Source organism: Citrobacter tructae, from assembly GCF_004684345.1.
Taxonomy (GTDB): Bacteria; Pseudomonadota; Gammaproteobacteria; order Enterobacterales; family Enterobacteriaceae; genus Citrobacter; species Citrobacter tructae.
This window is the reverse complement of sequence record NZ_CP038469.1, coordinates 2160803-2181108: the sequence shown is the minus strand read 5'-3', so window position 1 is coordinate 2181108 and position 20306 is coordinate 2160803. Positions and strand designations below refer to the sequence as shown.

Below are 20306 nucleotides of genomic sequence, written 5' to 3'. Positions count from 1 at the left end.
AACCATGTCAGGATATAACGCGTGCGATTATTTGCTCAATTAAGCTGGTATTTTCGCCGGGAGTGGCGTCGCTACCTCGGGGCAGTGGCCTTGCTTATCATCATCGCTATCCTTCAGCTTATCCCGCCTAAAGTGGTCGGCATTATTGTGGATGGCGTGACGGCTCAGCGCTTCACCACCGAACGGCTGTTGATGTGGGTCGGCACGATTGCCCTGATTGCGGTAGTGGTCTATTTGCTGCGCTACGTCTGGCGCGTGCTGTTGTTTGGCGCATCCTACCAACTGGCGGTTGAGCTGCGTGAAGATTATTACCGCCAACTGAGTCGTCAACATCCAGAGTTTTATCTGCGCCATCGCACGGGCGATCTGATGGCGCGCGCCACCAACGATGTTGACCGGGTGGTGTTTGCCGCCGGGGAAGGCGTGCTGACGCTGGTGGACTCGCTGGTGATGGGCTGTGCCGTGCTGATCGTGATGTCTACGCAAATCAGCTGGCAACTGACGCTGTTTGCCCTGCTACCGATGCCGGTGATGGCGTTGATGATAAAACGTTACGGCGATCGGCTTCATAATCGCTTTAAGCTGGCGCAGGCGGCGTTCTCCAGCCTTAACGATCGTACCCAGGAGAGCCTGACCAGCATTCGCATGATTAAAGCTTTTGGCCTGGAGGACCGGCAGTCGGCGTTATTTGCTGCAGATGCCAAAGATACCGGCAAGAAAAATATGCGCGTCGCGCGCATTGATGCCCGTTTTGACCCCACCATTTATATCGCCATTGGCATGGCGAACCTGCTGGCGATTGGCGGCGGCAGTTGGATGGTGGTTCACGGTTCGCTGACGCTCGGTCAGTTGACCAGCTTTATGATGTATCTCGGGCTGATGATTTGGCCGATGCTGGCGCTGGCGTGGATGTTTAATATCGTTGAGCGTGGCAGTGCCGCTTACAGTCGTATCCGCGCCATGCTCGCTGAAGCCCCTGTGGTCAATGATGGCACGGAACCGGTGCCGGAAGGTCGTGGGGAACTGGCGGTCGCGATTCGCCAGTTCAGTTACCCGCTGATGACGCACCCTACGCTTGAAAACGTCAACTTTCAGCTTAAGCCTGGGCAGATGCTGGGCATTTGCGGGCCGACTGGCGCGGGTAAAAGCACCATTCTGTCGCTGATCCAGCGTCACTTTGATATCACCCAGGGCGACGTGCGCCTTCATAACATTCCGCTGACGCGTTTGCAGCTTGATAGCTGGCGCAGCCGGCTGGCGGTTGTTAGCCAGACGCCGTTCCTGTTTTCAGACACGGTTGCCAACAATATTGCGCTTGGACGTCCGCAGGCCACGCAGGCGGAAATTGAACATGTGGCGCGGCTCGCCAGCGTGCATGAGGATATTTTACGCCTTCCGCAAGGCTATGACACCGAAGTGGGTGAGCGTGGCGTGATGCTCTCGGGTGGGCAAAAACAACGAATTTCTATTGCTCGCGCGCTGCTGCTTAATGCGGAGATTCTGATTCTGGACGATGCGTTGTCGGCGGTCGATGGTCGTACTGAGCACCAGATTTTGCACAACCTGCGTCAGTGGGGCGAGGGAAGAACGGTTATTATCAGCGCCCACCGCTTGTCGGCGCTGACGGAAGCCAGCGAAATTATCGTCATGCAGCACGGGCATATTGCTCAGCGTGGCGAGCATGACGCGCTGGTTCAGCAACCCGGCTGGTATCGCGATATGTATCGCTATCAGCAACTGGAAGCGGCGCTGTCTGATGCCCCGGAGCCAAATAAGGAGGCGGCGAATGCGTAGTTTTGGTCAATTATGGCCGACCCTGAAAAGGCTGTTGCGGTATGGCTCACCGTGGCGAAAACCACTGGCTATTGCGGTGGTGATGCTGTGGGTGGCGGCGGCGGCAGAAGTCAGTGGCCCGCTGCTGATCAGCTATTTTATCGATAACATGGTGGCGAAAAACAATCTGCCGCTGGCGATGGTGGCCGGTCTGGTCGCGGCTTATATCGGTTTGCAACTGCTGGCGGCAGGCTTGCACTACGCGCAGTCGCTGTTGTTTAACCAGGCTGCTGTCGGCGTGGTGCAACAACTGCGTACGGATGTCATGGATGCCGCGCTGCGCCAGCCGCTGAGCGAATTTGACACCCAGCCCGTCGGGCAGCTTATCTCTCGAGTAACTAACGATACCGAAGTAATTCGCGACCTGTATGTAACGGTCGTGGCGACGGTGTTGCGCAGTGCGGCATTAATTGGTGCCATGCTGGTGGCGATGTTTAGCCTGGAATGGCGTATGGCGCTGGTGGCAATGGCCATATTCCCGGCGGTGATGGTGGTGATGATAATTTATCAGCGCTACAGCACGCCGATTGTGCGCCGCGTTCGCGCCTATCTGGCCGATATCAACGATGGTTTCAACGAAGTCATTAACGGTATGAGCGTAATCCAACAGTTTCGCCAGCAGGCGCGCTTTGGGGAACGCATGGGCGAGGCCAGCCGTTCGCACTATATGGCACGCATGCAGACCCTGCGACTGGATGGTTTTTTACTGCGTCCGCTGCTGAGCCTGTTTTCCGCCCTGATCCTCTGCGGGTTGCTGATGCTGTTCAGCGTGACTTCTGGAACCTCCATCGAGGTTGGCGTGCTGTATGCGTTTATCAGCTACCTCGGGCGTCTGAACGAGCCGCTGATTGAGCTGACGACTCAACAATCCATGTTGCAGCAGGCAGTTGTCGCCGGTGAACGTGTTTTCGAACTGATGGATGGGCCGCGTCAGCATTACGGTGACGATGACCAACCGTTGAAGAGTGGCAACATCGACGTTGATAACGTTTCATTTGCTTATCGTGATGACAATCTGGTGCTGCAAAATATCAGTCTGTCCGTGCCTTCGCGCAGTTTTGTGGCGTTGGTCGGGCATACCGGCAGCGGCAAGAGTACGCTCGCCAGCCTGATGATGGGCTACTATCCGCTGACGCAAGGGGAGATCCGTCTTGACGGGCGACCGCTCTCCTCACTGAGCCATGGCGTCTTGCGTCAGGGCGTGGCGATGGTGCAGCAGGACCCGGTGGTGATGGCGGATACCTTCCTGGCAAACGTCACGCTGGGTCGCGATATTTCTGAGGAACGGGTGTGGCAGGCGCTGGAGACCGTACAACTGGCTGAGCTGGCGCGCGGCCTGAGTGACGGGATTCATACCCGACTCGGCGAACAGGGCAATAATTTATCTGTGGGGCAGAAGCAGCTACTGGCGCTGGCGCGGGTTCTGGTCGAAACGCCGCAGGTGCTGATTCTGGATGAAGCCACCGCCAGTATCGACTCTGGCACGGAGCAGGCCATTCAGCAGGCGTTGGCGGCAGTGCGCGAACACACCACGCTGGTGGTGATTGCTCATCGACTCTCCACGATTGTGGAAGCCGATACCATTCTGGTGCTGCATCGTGGGCAGGCGGTTGAGCGCGGTACGCACCAGCAATTACTGGCGGCGCAAGGGCGCTACTGGCAAATGTATCAACTGCAACTGGCAGGCGAAGAGCTGGCGGCCAGCGCACTTGAGGATTCTGTTATCGCTTGATGGCGCTGCTCTGACACGACAATCAACAATCTGGTGCAAAAATGTAACGCACTATGCACCGTCATAGTGCGTTTTTTCTTTTTCTCTCCCGGCAGTACCCTGCAAGCCTGAATCATTCCGCATTTTTCATTCCTGGCACACCCCTTGCAATATTCCTCCTGTGTATCTGTAGCCACTACTGAATTCTGACTGGAGGGGATCTATGAAGCTGGTTACCGTGGTAATCAAACCGTTCAAACTGGAAGACGTCCGCGAAGCACTGTCGTCTATTGGTATTCAGGGGCTGACCGTCACCGAAGTGAAGGGCTTTGGACGACAGAAAGGCCATGCCGAGCTGTACCGGGGGGCCGAATATAGCGTCAATTTCTTACCGAAGGTGAAGATTGATGTGGCGATTGCCGACGATCAGCTTGATGAAGTGATCGATGTCATCAGCAAGTCGGCCTACACCGGAAAAATTGGCGACGGCAAAATTTTCGTCGCCGAGCTGCAACGTGTGATTCGCATTCGTACCGGTGAAGCCGACGAAGCCGCACTGTAATTTCTGGCACACAGTGATAGGAAACCAAAAAATGAAGATAGCAACGATGAAAACGGGTATCGCTTCACTGGCGCTGCTGCCGGGACTGGCGATGGCAGCGCCGGCCGTCGCGGACAAAGCCGATAACGCCTTTATGATGATATGCACCGCGCTGGTGCTGTTTATGACCATTCCAGGCATTGCGTTGTTCTACGGCGGTTTGATTCGCGGCAAGAACGTCCTGTCGATGCTGACGCAGGTCACGGTGACGTTCGCCCTGGTCTGCATTTTATGGGTGGTTTACGGCTACTCGCTGGCCTTTGGCGAGGGGAATAGCTTCTTCGGCAACTTCAACTGGGTGATGCTGAAAAACATTGCGCTGACGGCGGTAACGGGGAGTTTCTACCAGTACATTCACGTTGCGTTCCAGGGCTCGTTTGCCTGCATCACCGTTGGGCTTATCGTTGGTGCGCTGGCTGAACGTATTCGCTTTTCTGCGGTGCTCATTTTTGTGGTGGTGTGGCTGACGCTGTCTTACATTCCGATTGCGCATATGGTCTGGGGCGGTGGTCTGCTGGCTTCCCATGGCGCGCTGGATTTTGCGGGCGGGACGGTGGTGCATATTAACGCGGCGATCGCTGGGCTGGTTGGCGCTTATCTGATTGGCAAACGCGTCGGTTTTGGCAAAGAAGCCTTTAAACCGCATAACCTGCCGATGGTTTTTACCGGTACTGCCGTTCTCTACATCGGTTGGTTTGGTTTTAACGCTGGTTCTGCGGGCACGGCTAACGAAATCGCGGCACTCGCCTTTGTGAATACCGTGATAGCGACCGCGGCTGCCATCCTCGGCTGGATCTTCGGTGAGTGGGCGCTGCGTGGCAAACCATCGTTACTGGGCGCGTGTTCTGGTGCCATCGCGGGCTTGGTTGGCGTGACGCCTGCTTGTGGTTACATCGGTGTCGGCGGCGCGTTGATCATCGGCGCAATTGCCGGTCTGGCGGGGCTATGGGGCGTGACGATGCTGAAACGTTTTCTGCGCGTTGATGATCCGTGCGATGTGTTCGGAGTGCACGGCGTTTGCGGCATTGTCGGTTGTATCCTGACCGGGGTGTTCGCCGCCAGTTCTCTGGGAGGCGTGGGCTTTGCTGAAGGCGTTACAATGGGGCATCAGCTACTGGTTCAACTGGAAAGTGTGGCGATTACCATCGTCTGGTCCGGCGTGGTGGCGTTCATCGGTTATAAGCTGGCAGATATGACCGTGGGGCTGCGCGTACCGGAAGAGCAGGAGCGTGAAGGGCTGGATGTGAACAGCCACGGTGAAAACGCCTATAACGCTTAATGCCTCACCAGGCCGGATGACGCAGTTAGCTGACGCGTATCCGGCCTACATTGTCAATCAATTGCGATTACGCATTACCCCTTCCTGCACAGTAGAAGCGACCAGCACGCCGTCCTGAGTATAAAACTCCCCGCGCACAAAGCCCCGGGCACCGGAGGCGGAGGTGCTTTCCACGTTATATAGCAACCACTCATTGATATTGAAAGGACGGTGGAACCACATTGAATGGTCAATAGTGGCTATCTGAATCCCTTTCTCAAGGAAACCAATACCGTAAGGCTGTAACGCCACGGGCAGGAAGTTCAGGTCAGAGGCGTAGCCCAGCAGATACTGATGCACACGCAGATCGTCCTCCAGCATACCGTTGGCGCGGATCCATACTTGGCGAGTTGGGGCCGCGACGTGGCCTTTTAACGGGTTATGAAATTCCACCGGACGCACTTCCAGTGGGCGGTCATTGATAAATTTCTCTTTCAATAGCGGTGGCAGCAGATGCGCTACCGAGCGAGCTATTTCCGTTTCGGACTTCAGCGATTCAGGTCCTGGCGCTTGCGGCATGGTTTTCTGATGTTCAAAGCCTTCTTCCGGTGCCTGAAAAGAGGCAGTCATGTAGAAAATGGGTTTTCCATTTTGGATAGCGGCAATACGTCGAGCGCTGAAACTGTTACCATCGCGCAGAACTTCGACATCGTAGATTATCGGTTTTTGGCTATCCCCGGGGCGTAAAAAGTAACTGTGAAATGAGTGTACCAGGCGTTCTTCTGGCACGGTTTCTTTAGCGGCATACAGTGCCTGACCGACGACCTGTCCCCCAAAAACCTGACGTAACCCTAAGTCTTCACTTTGGCCGCGAAAGAGCCCTTCTTCAATTTTTTCCAAATTCAACAATGTCAGCAAATTTTTCAGTGCCAGACTCATACGTGCTCTCCAGGTTATATCGATGTCGCAGCGAGGTAGGCAGAGTATAACGCAAATTTGAAAGTGGTCCGATGGGTGCAATTGTCTGAATAATCGGTCGATTACAGGTAAAAATAGGTGATTTGTGCCACACTTATTCACGTTATGTTTTTGTTAACCACTCTTCTGGCGAGGAAAATTCTCGCTGGTGCATAGATGAGAAGGAGAATTTAATGAAACTCGTGCACATGGTAAGTGGTTTAGCAGTTGCGGTCGCTCTGGCGGCCTGTGCTGATAAAAGTGCAGATATTCAGACACCTGCGCCAAGCCCTACTACGTCAATTGCTGACACACAGTCAAAAATTCAACAGCCGAATGTTTCTGGTACAGTATGGATCCGCCAGAAAGTTGCCTTGCCACCGGATGCTGTGCTGACCGTCACGCTGTCGGATGCTTCGCTGGCCGATGCACCGTCAAAAGTCCTGTCGCAAAAAGCGGTCCGTACTGAAGGTAAGCAGGCACCATTCAGCTTCGTGTTACCGTTTAACCCAGCGGATATTCAACCGAATGCCCGCATTTTGTTGAGCGCGGCGATCATGGTGAATGACAAACTGGTGTTTATTACGGATACCGTTCAGCCGGTCATCAATCAGGGCGGCACCAAGGCCGATCTGACACTGGTCCCTGTCCAGCACACGGAAGTTCCGGTTCAGGCCAGCGGTGGCGCGACAACTACGGTGCCGTCAACGTCACCCACGCAGGTGAATCCGTCTTCTGCTGTTCCAGCACCTACGCAGTACTAAGGTTGTTATAACCCTCTCCGCAAGGGGAGGGTTAATACACCCAGCGATAACGCTGTAAATCGATTTGCCCACTCCCAGAAACCACGACACCTTCAGCCAGTAATGCCTGACGCTGGCGCTGTAAATCCGGCCCGGTTAGCGATATAGCGCCATGACGATTGACGACGCGATACCAGGGCAGGGTGCTGCCTTCGGGAAGTCGTTTGAGCACGCCGCCGACCTGACGTGCTGCACGTGGCGATCCGGCAAGCCTGGCAACTTCACCATAGGTGGTCACGAATCCTTCGGGGATTGCGGCGACGATTTGCCAGACACGTTGGGGAAAAGAGTCTTGTATATCCATCGTTTATTCCTGCACTAATCCTCCAGCATAATCTGGAAAGCCGAGTGAGTGAAGCAGCATTGCACAAGAAAACAGCATCTAGTGCTGGATGGGTTGCAATTACAGGGTGCAGCAGTGATAATGCGCCTGCGCGTTGGTTAACAACGCTCTCAATGGGGGCTCTGTTGGTTCTCCCGCAACACTACTCTGTTTACCAGGTCAGGTCCGGAAGGAAGCAGCCAAGGCAGATGACGTGTGTGCCGGGATGTAGCTGGCAGGGCCCCCACCCAATTCTGCCGTCCGGCAATCAATAACGATCCCTCCTGTTTGTCGCCTAGATTATTTTGCGTATTTTTCCGTGGATTGCCTGTAAACGTAAGTTGTCCCAAATCGGCTGCAATGTTCTGAAGGCGGAGCACATTGTGTCATCCGGCAGCGCGAAGGGCATGCGTAAGAAACGATCGAATGCACCGGCTAATCCGAAGCGCGTTCCTGTGCCCAGTTGAATACCGGCGCTTTCGGCGCGGGTAGCAAACAGCGTCGCCAGCGTATCAGGCAATTCAACCCAGAAAGATAACCCGCCCTGCGGCTGGGTAAATTGCCATTCCGGGAAATGAGACGTCATCAGGGTGCGACACTGGTCGCGTCTGGCGGTGAGTAATTGCCTTCTGTCGGGGAGAAAATGTACGGCGTTCTCCAGCAGCCAGCCAGTAGCGAGTTGTTCCAGCACTGGTGAGCCTAAATCAAAGGTATCGCGGGTTTGTACCAGTGCGGCAATGGTTCGTGACGGCGCCCGCACCCATCCCAGACGTAATCCTCCCCAGAAACTTTTCCCCGCAGATCCCAGCAAAATAATTGGGGCGTCGCGATTGAAGGCGGCGAGCGGCGGCGGTGGTGGGGCGTCATACCACAGGTTGACCATGGTTTCGTCCACCACCAATGTGGTGTGCGTCCTGGCGGCTATATCGGCCACAACCTGGCGTGTGGCGGCATCCATACAGCGTCCAGTAGGATTGTGAAAATCCGGCATCAGGTAGGCCATGCGCGGGGCGGTTTGCGCGATGGTCGCCACAAGGCCTGCGGTATCCCAGCCCTGCTCGGGCAGCGACACACCCACCGGTCGGCAGGAGGCTCCCTGGATAGCCGCAATGGCGAGCGGGTAAGTGGGATGATCGACTACCACGCGATCGCCAGGACCGGTAAGTAATCTCAGGATCAGCGCCAGCCCGCTGACTGCGCCATTCACCACCATTACCTCGTCGGGCTGCGTAGGCAATCCGCGTTCGCAATAATGGCGGGCAATAGATTCACGCAACGAGGGCAGACCCTGAGGCAGATACCCCGAATTTAGCAGATGCTGCGGCATGGCAAACAGCGCCTGCTGGTAAGCCTGGTGAATTTCAGGACCGGCGCTGAGTGCGGCTGTGGACAGATCGAGCGCGGTGCTGGTGCCGGTGCGCGTAGGCACATGTCGAATATGATCCGGTAGGATCACCCGCGAGCCGCTTCCATGGCGACTTTCCAGATACCCCTCTTCACGCAGTTGCGCCATTGCGCTGGCGATAGTCGTGCGGCTGACTTCCAGTACCGCCGCGAGTTCGCGCTCGCCGGGCAGTCGGCTATCCAGCGCCAGCCGACCATCCAGTATCAGTAGACGTAGCGCCTCAGCCAACTGTCGCCAGATTGGGGTGCGAGAGGGGATCTCCTGCCAGTGCCCAAGCAGGCGCTGAAGAGACTGACTTCCGTAACGGCGAGATGACATAGCAGTCCACTTTTTGAAAACTGGACATTAATCATAGTGCCAATTGCAGCGAAGATGAAAATAATCTGAGTGGGGAGAGGTGAAAAAACATGCTGCGTCGTTTACTGCAATTGTTTATCGGGCTGACGCTTTACGGTGTGTCGACTGCCATGTTTGTGCGTGCGGATTTAGGGGCTGACCCCTGGAACGTCTTTCATCTGGGTGTGGCAAATTTGTTGTCGATGAATATCGGTGTGGTGATTATTGCCGTAGGCGTATTGGTACTGTTGGCATGGATACCGCTGCGCCAGCGCCCGGGGTTTGGCACGTTGAGTAATGTGATTATGATCGGGCTGGCGGCTGATGTGGCGCTGGTAGTCATTCCGGGATTTGAGTCCCTGTTCGCGCGCAGTGGGCTGTTAGTGTCCGCAGTGGTACTGAATGCCTTAGCGACCAGCCTGTATATCGGTGCGGGTTTTGGCGCCGGTCCGCGCGACGGTCTGATGACCGGCATTCACGCGCGTACCGGTTGGCCGGTAAGGCGAATTCGTACGGCAATCGAAGTGTCAGTGTTGCTGATCGGCTGGCTACTGGGGGGAACCGTAGGCGTTGGCACGGTCCTGTATGCGCTGGCTATTGGCCCGCTCATTCAACTTTGTCTGCCGTGGTTTCGGCATCAACCGCAGTCACGCATTCGGGTTCGGAATGAACCTACGGCATGATCGCGAGCTGACGACTAAACTTAATCTCGACTGACGCGGCCGGAATCGGCTTGCCGTGCAGTAAACTTCGGAGGCTTTTCTCATGAAGTATGTCGATGGTTTTGTCGTTGCCGTTCCCGCTGAAAACAAGGAGGCGTACATTGCGATGGCGGCAAAAGCTGCTCCGCTTTTCAAGGAATTCGGTGCATTGCGCGTGGTGGAGTGTTGGGCAGATGATGTCCCCGACGGTAAATTGACCGATTTTCGCATGGCAGTGAAAGCACAGGATCATGAAGAAGTGGTATTCAGCTGGATTGAATATCCCTCAAAAGAAGCCCGTGATGCGGCGAATCAAAAGATGATGTCCGATCCCCGAATGAAGGAATTCGGCGACTCGATGCCCTTTGATGGAAAACGTATGATTTACGGTGGATTCTCGCCCATTATGGATGACTGATGTGACTGATGTGACTGGCTGTGCGGCGTGCCGCCAGCCATCTCAATATTCACTGATGCCACGTTACAGTCGTGTTTCCGCCCATAGAATAAACTCCGCCTTCGGTAATGCTTTGCTGTATAACCAGCCTTGACCGTACTGCACGCCATGTTGCCGTAGCCATTCTTCCTGATTTTTTGTCTCGATACCTTCCGCCACCATTTCCAGCTTCAGCGTTTTTGCTATCTCAATAATATGCGGCGTCACGTTGTTGTATTCCAGCGCATCGACGAACGATTTGTCGATCTTCAGGATGTCGACATCCAGATCCTGCAAATAACTGAGACTGGAATAGCCGGTGCCAAAATCATCAATATAAATAGAATGACCTGCCTGGCGGTATTTGGCGATGAACGGACCGCTGGTTTTCGGATCGGCAAAGGCTCGTTCTGTGAGTTCGAGGGCAATTTGTGACGGTTTTATCTGACAATGATTGATCTTCCGGCTGAGCAGACCCGGCAGCGTTTCTGACGTCAGATTATCTGCTTCAAGATTGACGGAGATATGCTGCTCTGGATGGTGATGCAGCCATTTTCCCAGATCGTCAAAAACGCTTTCGATAATCAGGCGAGTGAGTGGCGTCGTTAGTCCGGTTTGTTGTGCCAGCGCGACGAAAATCTCTGGAGAGAGAAAGCTGCCATCGGGCTGTGGCCAACGGGCCAGCGCTTCGGCACCCACCACTTTCCCGGTACGAAGGGAAATGATTGGCTGATAGTACACTTTAATTTCCCGGCGCTGGATGGCCTCCTGCAATTGGTGATGGGGAGATTGCAAACGACGCAAAATGCGCAAAGTAAAGGCTGCGGTGAGCAGGCCGATAACAATCCCCGCTGGGAGCCAGATAAGCGCCTGCCGGTGCCATATTTTTTGCAGCGGCAGCGTTGATGCCCAGCTTACGACGGTGATCCCTAATTCAGGGAACGGGCGGGCATTGTATATAACCCCCTCTTTTTGCAAATGTGACGTGGCATTATCTTGTCGAAGATTCTGCAAAACATCAGCGGGAAGCATATCGCTACTGGTGACGATCCTTTTTTTATCGGCGCCAATGATGGCGACATCAATCGGCCACGAACCAAACGGAACAACGTCAATGAAAGTGCCGGGATCGATCATCACTACATAATGCTCGCTGCCTAATGCGGCCATAAAACGCTGTATGCCCAAATCGTTCTCAGTGGTTAACCAGGCACGGTAACCATCCTGTGTAATTTTCATGGGGGGAGGGAAGGCGGCGGCGCGACTTTTTTTCTCGAGGGAAGAGCATTGCGGAACGTTGTCCTTGAGGTACATCACCTCCTGAATATAGCGATAGCTGTATGACAATCGACGCATTTCCAGCAAATGTTCCTCCCCGCAAGGTTCTCCCTGAAAGGTTTCAATTTCGCGTAATGCTTTTTTTGCCTGTTCGCCGACTCTTTCCGTCCGCAAAGCGACCCGACTGGTGTAAGAATCAAGCTCATCAAAAAATTTTGTTTCGACCTGGCGATATGCCAGCCACAGGCTCAAACCTACTGGTACAAGGATGGACAGGATCAGTATCCCGGTCACCAGGCCGATCAGATGTCGTGTTGTCACAGTGATATCCTTATTTACACAGCGTAGGGAAAGTATATCTGAAAGTGAAAAAGCTATTCGAACGACATCATATATTTAGAGAGGGTATTTCCTGAATTAATTACCCACAGTGTAAATCAGGTTGAGCCAGGGGGAAGAGTGGTGTACTTTATGTGTTATGTTATATTGTAACAATATGGAGTTGCTATGAAGCCGGATATCCATCCCTTTTATCGTACCGTGGTGTTCCACGATACCAGTGCCAATGAATACTTTAAGGTTGGCTCAACCATCAAAACGGAACGTGAGATTGAGTTTGAGGGTGAAACGTATCCGTACGTGACCCTTGATATCTCTTCTAAGTCGCACCCGTACTATACCGGGAAACAAAAAACCTTCGACAACGAAGGCAGCGCGGCGCGCTTCCAGAAACGTTTTGGTCACTTCATTGGTACTAAGCGAGGTTAAAATGCAGGTTCTTAATTCACTTCGTAGTGCCAAACAGCGCCACCCTGACTGCCAGATAGTCAAACGTAAAGGGCGCTTGTATGTTATCTGCAAAACGAATCCGCGATTTAAAGCGGTGCAGGGCCGGAAGAAAAGACGGTAGTTATTTTGCCAACATTCCAGGGAGCCAGGTGCGTACCAGAGGGTACGCACTTTTTTATCGGCGGGCAGGCAGGTTACTGGCTGACCTCTGCGCGGGTGAGTGTGAAGACATCGTAGAAAGAGAGTTCGCCTTTACGCGTCATCATTTTTTGCAGTTGTGCCTTACGTTCGCTATCCACCCGTGGTGAATGCAGTATGGTCTCTATGAGCGTCGGCGGAACAAAACGCGTGTTGTACCATTCGCCGTTGTAGCAGACTCTGAAGTCCAGCACATCAATGTCTTCAAAGCGGTAACGCGGCGCGACGTCAAAAAAGAAAAAACCGTTCAGAATCACAAACAGCACCACCAGCAGCCACACCGAATCGACCAGCGTTTCTGATTGCAGCATCACCGCCAGCGTAGCAAACCAGGCGACATACATGCCAATAAACAGTCCCGGATGTTTGCGAATGAAACTGATGCTAAAACGTGGTCTGTTATCGCGCTTCTCGCGAGTATTTAAGTCGTCAATTGTTTCGGTGAGCAGGCGCTGTATTTCTGTCATCTCTTGCCTTCGTGATGTCTTCAATATTCAGGTAGGATCGACCTATTTTAAAAGGGGATAGCGCCTGAAAAAAGTAACAGATTAACCACAATTTAGCATAACAGTTACATTTGAGCTCAAAGCGTTTTGATGATCCGTGCAGGATTGCCGCCTACAACGGTATTGGCCGGGACGTTTTTGGTTACCACTGCCCCTGAAGCCACTACCACGTTGTCTCCCAGCGTTACGCCAGGGTTTATCACTGCGCGTCCGCCTATCCAGACGTTATTGCCGATGGTAACGGGTTTACCCAATTCTTTACCACTGTTTCGCTCATCAGCATTCAGGGGATGTGTTGCGGTATAGATATGGACTCCCGGTGCCAGCATGCAGTTATCGCCAATATGGATCGGGCAGACATCAAGCATCACGCAGTCGAAGTTGGCGTAAAATTCTTTACCGAGAGTGATGTTATAGCCGTAGTCGCAACGGAAAGAGGGTTCAATGTAAGCCCCTTCGCTCTGATCCAACAGGTCATGCAGGATAGCCTGACGTTCGCTGATTTCATCGGGCGTGGTGAGATTGTATCGATGAGTCAACTGACGGGCGCGTAGTCGGTCGTTGCGCAACGTATCGTCTGCCGGGCGATACAGTTCGCCGGCGATCATCTTTGTTTTTTCCTCACTCATTACGACTTTTCCTGTTTGCTGATGGCTCATTGCAATACAGTAAAACGCTATGTGCGAAAGGGGAACGTTCCCGTCGATTCGCTGTGATCGCAATCACGTGATTTGGATTAAATAATAGTTGTATAAATGAGGAATTGGTCAGCCAGACAAATGTACCGCGATACCTGACTTAACCTCGTGAGCAATTAGCGTATAAATTTCCAAACGGAAGTTGGGATCTTGTCGTAGAGCTTATTCATCGTCAATTCAGCAAGGCGATGATCTGCTGCTGAGTAAAATACAGCCAGTTCATTGTCGGACAATTCATATTTATTTTTCTCAATAACGCGCTCAAGCGTGTCAATTGTCTGGCAGCGTCGCAGGCGCATCAAATAATCTGTTTTAGTTAATGGTTTATCAGACATAACTCTTACCTATGATTGTAATAATTTTTAACAAGACAAACTAACAGGATTAGCCCTGGTGGCATTGACAAAACAGCGAAACAGTCGATTCCCGGACTTTCGCCATTTCTGCAAATCCTGCGTATTAATACCATAATTGCTGAACAACATAAAAGTGTCATCCAGGTATTCATCAATCTGTGCGATCAGCTTATTGTCCTCATTGTACTTAATTTTATAATTAAGTGCGAAGGTTGCAATATGCTCTATCAGTTCATTGAGCTGCAAGCTGGTTGCAGAGGTTGGGTCATTAACCCAGCCATGGTTGCTTTGTTCAAGGTTTGCAAGACAGTCATGATACAGGGTTTCACAGAGAAATTTAAGCTGTGCTATATCATGTCTTTTGGGTGAGTACTCGTCCATAACGCATCCCCTTCTTAGTGGTTAACTAACCGAACACCTTCGGGGTGGATACAACAAACTACCTGGAACTTGCCCGTGACTCCTGATGATTTAACTATAATCTACTCTAAAAAAGATTTCATCGTCATATCACGAAAAATTACAATTACGCAAAATTATGATGGGGTCCCCTTTTTACATTCTACCTGATAAATGTAGGTATTCGAAATGGAACAACTTCTTTATTGTTTGGGCAATCATCAGGTTAACCGGTTTAGCTTTAGTAATCAAAGGTAGCCTCGAACAATGTCGATGAGTGGCTAGGATTAATCTTAATGTTTATTAAACTAAATAAGAAATCTTATGGGTTTTAAGAATAGCCTTTAAGCCTACAGGGATTATATCGTTTATTCATCCGACATAAAATAAACGTAATCACAATAAGTGAATTTTATGATTTTGACAGAAAAAAGGCCGCTTGCGCGGCCTTTTCATTAGCGATGAATCAATGGTGATCAACCGGGTGGTTGTGCTCAACATCTTCACTCTTGCGGCTAAAGCGGCGGCGGACCACCACAAAGAACACCGGAACGAAGAAGATAGCCAGTACGGTTGCTGTGACCATCCCGCCCATTACGCCTGTACCGACGGCATTCTGCGCGCCACTACCTGCGCCAGAGCTGATAACCAGCGGCATAACACCCAGAATAAAGGCCAGCGAGGTCATCAGGATCGGACGTAAACGCATGCGGACCGCGTCCAACGTTGCCTCGATCAGACCTTTACCCTCTTTATCCATCAAGTCTTTGGCGAATTCGACGATCAATATCGCGTTCTTCGCCGACAACCCAATGGTTGTGAGCAGGCCTACCTGGAAGTAAACATCGTTGGTCAGCCCGCGGAACGTCGCGGCCAGCAACGCACCGATAACCCCCAGCGGAACCACCAGCATAACGGAGAACGGAATTGACCAGCTCTCATACAGTGCAGCCAGACACAGGAAGACGACAATCAGTGAAATGGCATACAGGGCAGGGGCCTGGTTGCCAGACAGTCGTTCCTGATAGGACATGCCGGTCCAGTCATAGCCGATACCTGACGGCAGTTTGCTCGCCAGTTGCTCCATCATTGCCATGGCTTCACCGGTACTTTTACCCGGTGCGGCCTGGCCTAAGATTTCCATGGAAGGCAGGCCGTTATAGCGTTCCAGACGCGGTGAACCGTACTCCCAACGTGAGGTGGAGAAGGCGGAGAATGGTACCATTTGTCCATCGCTACCGCGGACGTACCAGTTTCCGATATCTTCCGGCAACATACGGTATTTAGCTTCAGACATAACGTAAACTTTCTTCACACGACCACGGTCGATGAAGTCGTTCACGTAGCTTCCGCCCCATGCTGCACCCAGCGTTGTATTAATATCACTAATGGAAACGCCCAGTGCCTGTGCTTTTTCCTGATCGATATCAATCTTGAACTGCGGCGTATCTTCCAGACCGTTAGGACGAACACCCACCAACAGATCAGGATGTTTGGCCACTTCACCAAACAACTGGTTACGCGCCTGGGTCAGTTTTTCATGGCCCAGACCGCCCTGGTCAATCAACTGGAAGTCAAAACCGGTAGCGGTACCCAGTTCGACAATCGCTGGCAGGTTAAAGGCGAACACCATCGCATCTTTAATCTTCGAGAACGCCCCCATTGCGCGAGCGGTGATCGCCTCGACCTTGTTCTCTTCGCCCGGACGTTCGCTCCAGTCTTTCAACGACACGAAGGCAATACCGGTGTTCTGACCACGTCCCGCAAAACCGAAGCCGTTAACGGCAAACACCGATTCAACGTTCGCTTTTTCTTTGGTCAGATAGTAATCCGTCATTTCGTCCAGCACCTTCTGAGTACGCTCTTGCGTTGCACCCGCTGGTAGCTGAGCCATAGACAGGAATACCCCCTGATCTTCATCAGGCAGGAAGGAGCTTGGCAGACGAACGAACAGATATGCCATACCCACGACGATGATCAGATACAGCGCCAGATAACGACCGGTGCTGCGCAGAATACCGCCTACGCTGTCGGTGTAATGGTGCGTGCTCTTATCGAACATGCGGTTAAACCAGCCGAAGAAGCCTTTTTTGCCTTCTCCGTGATCGCCCTTAGCAATCGGTTTGAGCATGGTCGCACACAGGGCAGGGGTCAGAATCAATGCCACCAGGACTGACAACGCCATCGCGGAAACAATGGTGATGGAGAACTGACGGTAAATTGCCCCGGTAGAACCACCGAAGAACGCCATCGGGATAAATACCGCTGACAGCACCATCGCGATACCCACCAGTGCGCCCTGAATCTGGCCCATTGATTTACGCGTTGCTTCCTTCGGCGGTAGCCCTTCCTCAGCCATAACACGTTCAACGTTTTCGACCACCACGATGGCGTCATCCACCAACAGGCCGATGGCGAGCACCATCCCGAACATTGTTAGGGTGTTTATCGAGAAGCCGAAAATAGCCAGGACGGCAAAAGTACCTAGCAGCACCACCGGTACGGCAATTGTTGGAATCAACGTCGCACGGAAGTTCTGCAAGAACAGATACATTACCAGGAACACGAGGATGATCGCTTCCGCCAGCGTTTTCACCACTTCGTGAATCGAGATTTTCACGAACGGCGTGGTGTCATACGGGTAAACAATTTTCAGGCCTGAAGGGAAGTACGGCTCCATCTTCGCCAGTTCAGCGCGGATGGCGTTAGCAGTATCCAGAGCGTTAGCGCCTGTTGCCAGTTTGATACCCAGACCGGAGGCTGGTTTGCCGTTAAACTTCGCAATGATGTCGTAGTTTTCGCCACCCAACTCCACTTTCGCCACGTCACGCAAACGAACCTGAGAGCCATCCTGATTTACTTTCAGCAGAATTTTGCTGAACTCATCGGCAGAGGTCAGACGGGTTTGTGCGATGATTGACGCGTTAAGCTGCTGGCCTTTCACCGGTGGCGTACCACCAAGCTGGCCGGCTGCAACCTGGGCGTTTTGTGCTTTAATCGCGCTGATCACATCAACCGGCGTCAACTGGAAGTTGTTCAGTTTGTTCGGATCCATCCAGATACGCATCGCGTACTGGGAACCGAACAACTGAACGTCACCCACACCCGAAGTACGGCTGATGGCGTCCTTCATGTTGGCGCCCACGTAGTCGGAAATATCCTCCTGCGTCATGGTGCCGTTGGTGTTGATAACACCAACAACCATCAGGAAGCTACTTGAGGACTTCTCAACGCTAACCCCTTGTTGTTGAACTTCCTGAGGCAATAACGGCATCGCCAGCTGCAGTTTGTTCTGAACCTGCACCTGCGCGATATCCGCATCAGTACCTGACTGGAAAGTAAGGGTGATCTGCACGGTACCCGTGGAGTCACTGTTTGAGGACATGTACATCAGGTTATCGATACCGTTCATATTCTGTTCGATAACCTGCGTAACAGTATCCTGTACTGTTTTCGCATCAGCGCCAGGGTAGGTCGCGGAGATCGTCACTGCTGGCGGTGCAATAGTCGGATATTGCGCTACCGGCAATTTGAGGATCGCGAGCCCCCCTGCCAACATGATGATAATGGCGATCACCCATGCAAATATGGGGCGATCGATAAAGAAATTAGGCATGTCTTAACGGCTCCTGTTTAAGTTAAGACTTGGACTGTTCAGGCTGGTTACCGCTTGCGGCTTGCTGGTTGTTATCCGCGGTGACTTCCTGTGCTTTTACCTGCGCGCCAGGACGTACTTTTTGCAGCCCACTCACAATCACGCGGTCGCCCGGTTTCAGTCCTTCTGTGACCAACCATTTATCGCCAATTGCTTGTGCTGCCACAATTTGGCGGGTTTCCACTTTGTCATCTGCACCGATCACTAACGCACTGGCCTCACCGCGCGGTGTACGGGTCACGCCTTGCTGCGGAACCAGTATTGCCGTTGGGTTGATCCCTTCTTCCAGACGAGCACGGACGAACATACCCGGTAGTAAGGTGTGATCCGGGTTAGGGAAGATGGCGCGCAACGTGATAGAACCGGTGGTCTGATCAACCGTCACGTCAGAAAATTCCAGCGTACCGGACTGCGGGAACTTAATGCCGTCACTGGTCACCAGCTCAACTTTCGCCTTGCCGTTCTCTTGCTTCAGTTTGCCATTTGCCAGCTCTTGTTTCAGACGCAGGAAATCGTTGCTTGACTGCGTAACGTCGACATAGATGGGATCCAACTGCTGAACGGTTGCCAGTGCGGTCGCCTGACCATTTTGCACCAGAGCACCTTCCGTGACGGCAGACTTACCAATGCGGCCGCTAATTGGCGACGTGACTTTGGTATACGCCAGGTTGATGCGAGCCGTTTCTACTGCAGCTTTAGCTGCAACAACGGCGGCATTCGCCTGTTGTGCATCGGCCTGAGCGGTATCGTAGTCCTGTTGACTGATGTATTTGGTACCCAACAGTTTCTGATAACGTTTCACCGTCAGTTGAGCGATATTAGCCGCCGCCTGTGCTTTAGCCAGATCGCCTTTTGCGCTTTCATACGCGGCCTGGTAAGTAGCAGGATCAATCTGATAGAGAGACACACCCGCTTCAATGTCACCGCCTTCTGTGAAATTACGCTTCAGGATGATGCCGCTAACCTGAGGGCGAACTTCTGCAATGCGGAAAGCACTGGTGCGACCCGGGAGTTCAGTTGTGATCTGTAGAGGTTCAGTTTTGAGCGTCACAACTCCAACCTCTGGCATCTGCTGGCCTTGTTGGGCCTGTTTGTCGTCACATCCTGTTAGCGCTAAGCTGCCTGAGAGCATCAGAACGACTGCCAGAGGCGTTAACCCTCTGTTTTTGTTCATATGTAAACCTCGAGTGTCCGATTTCAAATTGATCAATGGCTTAAAGCCCATAAACCCATTGCTGCGTTTATATTATCGTCGTGCTATGGTACATACATTCACAAATGTATGTAAATCTAACGCCTGTAAATTCACTAACATATGGCACGAAAAACCAAACAACAAGCGCAGGAAACGCGTCAGCACATTCTTGATGTCGCTCTGCGTTTGTTCTCGCAACAAGGGGTATCTTCCACCTCGCTTGCGGAGATCGCAAAAGCCGCTGGCGTCACACGCGGTGCAATCTATTGGCATTTCAAAAACAAGTCGGATTTATTCAGTGAAATCTGGGAGCTGGCAAAACCCAATATTGATGAACTAGAGTCTGAGTATCAGGCAAAATTCCCTGACGATCCACTATCAGTATTAAGAGAAATTTTAGTTTACGTTCTTGAAGCTACTGTGACAGAAGAACGCCGACGTTTATTAATGGAGATTATATTCCACAAATGCGAATTTGTCGGGGAAATAGCCACCGTCCAACTAGCGCAACGCAGCCTGTGCCTTGAAAACTACGACCGTATCGAGCAGACGTTACGCAACTGCATGAATGCAAAAATGCTGCCGGAGAACCTGAACACACGTCGCGTGGCGGTGTTACTGCGCAGCTATCTTTCCGGTATTTTAGAAAACTGGTTATTTGCCCCTGAGTCTTTTGATCTCAAAAAAGATGCGCGTGAATATGTCGCCGTGCTGCTGGAAATGTGTCTGCTTTGTCCTACACTACGTGTGCCGGAGACCTGCTAATCTGCGGGCCGATACCAGGAATTTTCCTGGACGCTTTCCCTCCCGCTATTCTGTCTGTCACAGCCGTGATATTCTAGCCGCTTGACTATTTTCGGTCACTTTTC

At 52.5% G+C, this 20306-nt stretch carries 20 protein-coding genes and 1 other RNA gene; 11 read left to right on the top strand and 10 right to left on the bottom strand.

What is annotated here, in order from left to right; all coding sequences use genetic code 11:
* Nucleotides 1-21: 21 nt before the first annotated feature.
* The 4 genes from E4Z61_RS11315 (at nt 22) to amtB (ending at nt 5424) form a co-directional block, all read left to right on the top strand.
* Entirely contained in the window at nt 22-1794 is a 1773-nt protein-coding gene (locus E4Z61_RS11315; protein ID WP_135322847.1) for a SmdA family multidrug ABC transporter permease/ATP-binding protein, read from the top strand.
* A complete protein-coding gene (locus E4Z61_RS11310) occupies nt 1787-3565 on the top strand; it encodes a SmdB family multidrug efflux ABC transporter permease/ATP-binding protein (protein WP_135322846.1) in 1779 nt (592 codons plus the stop codon). Before E4Z61_RS11315 ends, E4Z61_RS11310 begins: the two co-directional genes overlap by 8 nt.
* A 202-nt stretch (nt 3566-3767) precedes the next feature.
* A complete protein-coding gene (gene glnK, locus E4Z61_RS11300) occupies nt 3768-4106 on the top strand; it encodes a P-II family nitrogen regulator (protein ID WP_096758051.1) in 339 nt (112 codons plus the stop codon).
* Between the two features lie 31 nt (nt 4107-4137).
* Nucleotides 4138-5424 (top strand): ammonium transporter AmtB, encoded by a 1287-nt coding sequence (gene amtB / locus E4Z61_RS11295; RefSeq protein WP_135322844.1) that lies wholly within the window; start codon nt 4138-4140, stop codon nt 5422-5424.
* Nucleotides 5425-5481: 57 nt separating this feature from the next.
* Here the strand turns inward: amtB and tesB are convergent, their stop codons facing one another.
* Complete coding sequence (gene tesB, locus E4Z61_RS11290; protein ID WP_135322843.1) at nt 5482-6342, bottom strand: acyl-CoA thioesterase II; 861 nt, start codon at nt 6340-6342, stop codon at nt 5482-5484.
* 212 nt (nt 6343-6554) lie between these two features.
* Here tesB and E4Z61_RS11285 point away from each other — a divergent pair, with 212 nt between their 5' ends.
* On the top strand, nt 6555-7124 hold the full coding sequence (locus tag E4Z61_RS11285) for a YbaY family lipoprotein (protein ID WP_135322842.1): 570 nt from the start codon (nt 6555-6557) through the stop codon (nt 7122-7124).
* A gap of 31 nt (nt 7125-7155) precedes the next feature.
* Here the strand turns inward: E4Z61_RS11285 and E4Z61_RS11280 are convergent, their stop codons facing one another.
* Nucleotides 7156-7467, bottom strand: a complete 312-nt coding sequence (locus E4Z61_RS11280) for an MGMT family protein (protein ID WP_135322841.1) — start codon at nt 7465-7467, stop codon at nt 7156-7158.
* Nucleotides 7468-7629: 162 nt separating this feature from the next.
* Between E4Z61_RS11280 and ffs the strand changes: the two genes are divergently transcribed.
* Nucleotides 7630-7726: signal recognition particle sRNA small type (gene ffs / locus E4Z61_RS11275), an RNA gene on the top strand.
* Between the two features lie 54 nt (nt 7727-7780).
* On the opposite strand, the gene yczR is transcribed toward ffs, so the two are convergent.
* Nucleotides 7781-9208: a MocR-like transcription factor YczR gene (gene yczR, locus E4Z61_RS11270; RefSeq protein WP_135322840.1), complete on the bottom strand. Its 1428-nt coding sequence runs from the start codon at nt 9206-9208 to the stop codon at nt 7781-7783.
* Between the two features lie 89 nt (nt 9209-9297).
* On the opposite strand from yczR, the gene yczE reads away from it, so the two are divergent.
* Together yczE and E4Z61_RS11260 are read left to right on the top strand one after the other, a co-directional pair.
* A complete protein-coding gene (gene yczE, locus E4Z61_RS11265) occupies nt 9298-9909 on the top strand; it encodes a membrane protein YczE (RefSeq protein WP_135322839.1) in 612 nt (203 codons plus the stop codon).
* Between the two features lie 82 nt (nt 9910-9991).
* Nucleotides 9992-10345: a DUF1428 domain-containing protein gene (locus E4Z61_RS11260; protein ID WP_135322838.1), complete on the top strand. Its 354-nt coding sequence runs from the start codon at nt 9992-9994 to the stop codon at nt 10343-10345.
* A 63-nt stretch (nt 10346-10408) separates the two neighbouring features.
* On the opposite strand, the gene E4Z61_RS11255 is transcribed toward E4Z61_RS11260, so the two are convergent.
* Nucleotides 10409-11962 carry an EAL domain-containing protein gene (locus E4Z61_RS11255; RefSeq protein ID WP_135322837.1) on the bottom strand — a complete coding sequence of 518 codons (1554 nt, stop codon included), beginning with the start codon at nt 11960-11962 and terminating at the stop codon, nt 10409-10411.
* A 186-nt stretch (nt 11963-12148) separates the two neighbouring features.
* On the opposite strand from E4Z61_RS11255, the gene E4Z61_RS11250 reads away from it, so the two are divergent.
* A complete protein-coding gene (locus E4Z61_RS11250; protein ID WP_135322836.1) occupies nt 12149-12409 on the top strand; it encodes a type B 50S ribosomal protein L31 in 261 nt (86 codons plus the stop codon).
* A 1-nt stretch (nt 12410) separates the two neighbouring features.
* Nucleotides 12411-12551 carry a type B 50S ribosomal protein L36 gene (gene ykgO / locus E4Z61_RS11245; RefSeq protein WP_005125190.1) on the top strand — a complete coding sequence of 47 codons (141 nt, stop codon included), beginning with the start codon at nt 12411-12413 and terminating at the stop codon, nt 12549-12551.
* Between the two features lie 73 nt (nt 12552-12624).
* On the opposite strand, the gene E4Z61_RS11240 is transcribed toward ykgO, so the two are convergent.
* The 6 genes from E4Z61_RS11240 to acrA all read right to left on the bottom strand — a co-directional run bounded on the left by E4Z61_RS11240 (nt 12625) and on the right by acrA (nt 19416).
* Entirely contained in the window at nt 12625-13095 is a 471-nt protein-coding gene (locus E4Z61_RS11240; RefSeq protein WP_135322835.1) for a YlaC family protein, read from the bottom strand.
* A 116-nt stretch (nt 13096-13211) separates the two neighbouring features.
* Nucleotides 13212-13763: a maltose O-acetyltransferase gene (maa, locus tag E4Z61_RS11235; RefSeq protein WP_135322834.1), complete on the bottom strand. Its 552-nt coding sequence runs from the start codon at nt 13761-13763 to the stop codon at nt 13212-13214.
* 185 nt (nt 13764-13948) lie between these two features.
* Nucleotides 13949-14167 carry an HHA domain-containing protein gene (locus E4Z61_RS11230; protein WP_002892050.1) on the bottom strand — a complete coding sequence of 73 codons (219 nt, stop codon included), beginning with the start codon at nt 14165-14167 and terminating at the stop codon, nt 13949-13951.
* A gap of 27 nt (nt 14168-14194) precedes the next feature.
* Nucleotides 14195-14569, bottom strand: a complete 375-nt coding sequence (gene tomB, locus E4Z61_RS11225; protein ID WP_115259201.1) for an Hha toxicity modulator TomB — start codon at nt 14567-14569, stop codon at nt 14195-14197.
* A gap of 484 nt (nt 14570-15053) precedes the next feature.
* Nucleotides 15054-18203: an efflux RND transporter permease AcrB gene (gene acrB / locus E4Z61_RS11220; protein WP_135322833.1), complete on the bottom strand. Its 3150-nt coding sequence runs from the start codon at nt 18201-18203 to the stop codon at nt 15054-15056.
* A gap of 22 nt (nt 18204-18225) precedes the next feature.
* A complete protein-coding gene (acrA, locus tag E4Z61_RS11215; protein WP_135322832.1) occupies nt 18226-19416 on the bottom strand; it encodes a multidrug efflux RND transporter periplasmic adaptor subunit AcrA in 1191 nt (396 codons plus the stop codon).
* 141 nt (nt 19417-19557) lie between these two features.
* Between acrA and acrR the strand changes: the two genes are divergently transcribed.
* The gene (gene acrR / locus E4Z61_RS11210) at nt 19558-20202 is read left to right on the top strand and encodes a multidrug efflux transporter transcriptional repressor AcrR (protein WP_135322831.1); all 645 of its coding nucleotides are present in this window, start codon (nt 19558-19560) and stop codon (nt 20200-20202) included.
* Nucleotides 20203-20306 lie beyond the last annotated feature (104 nt).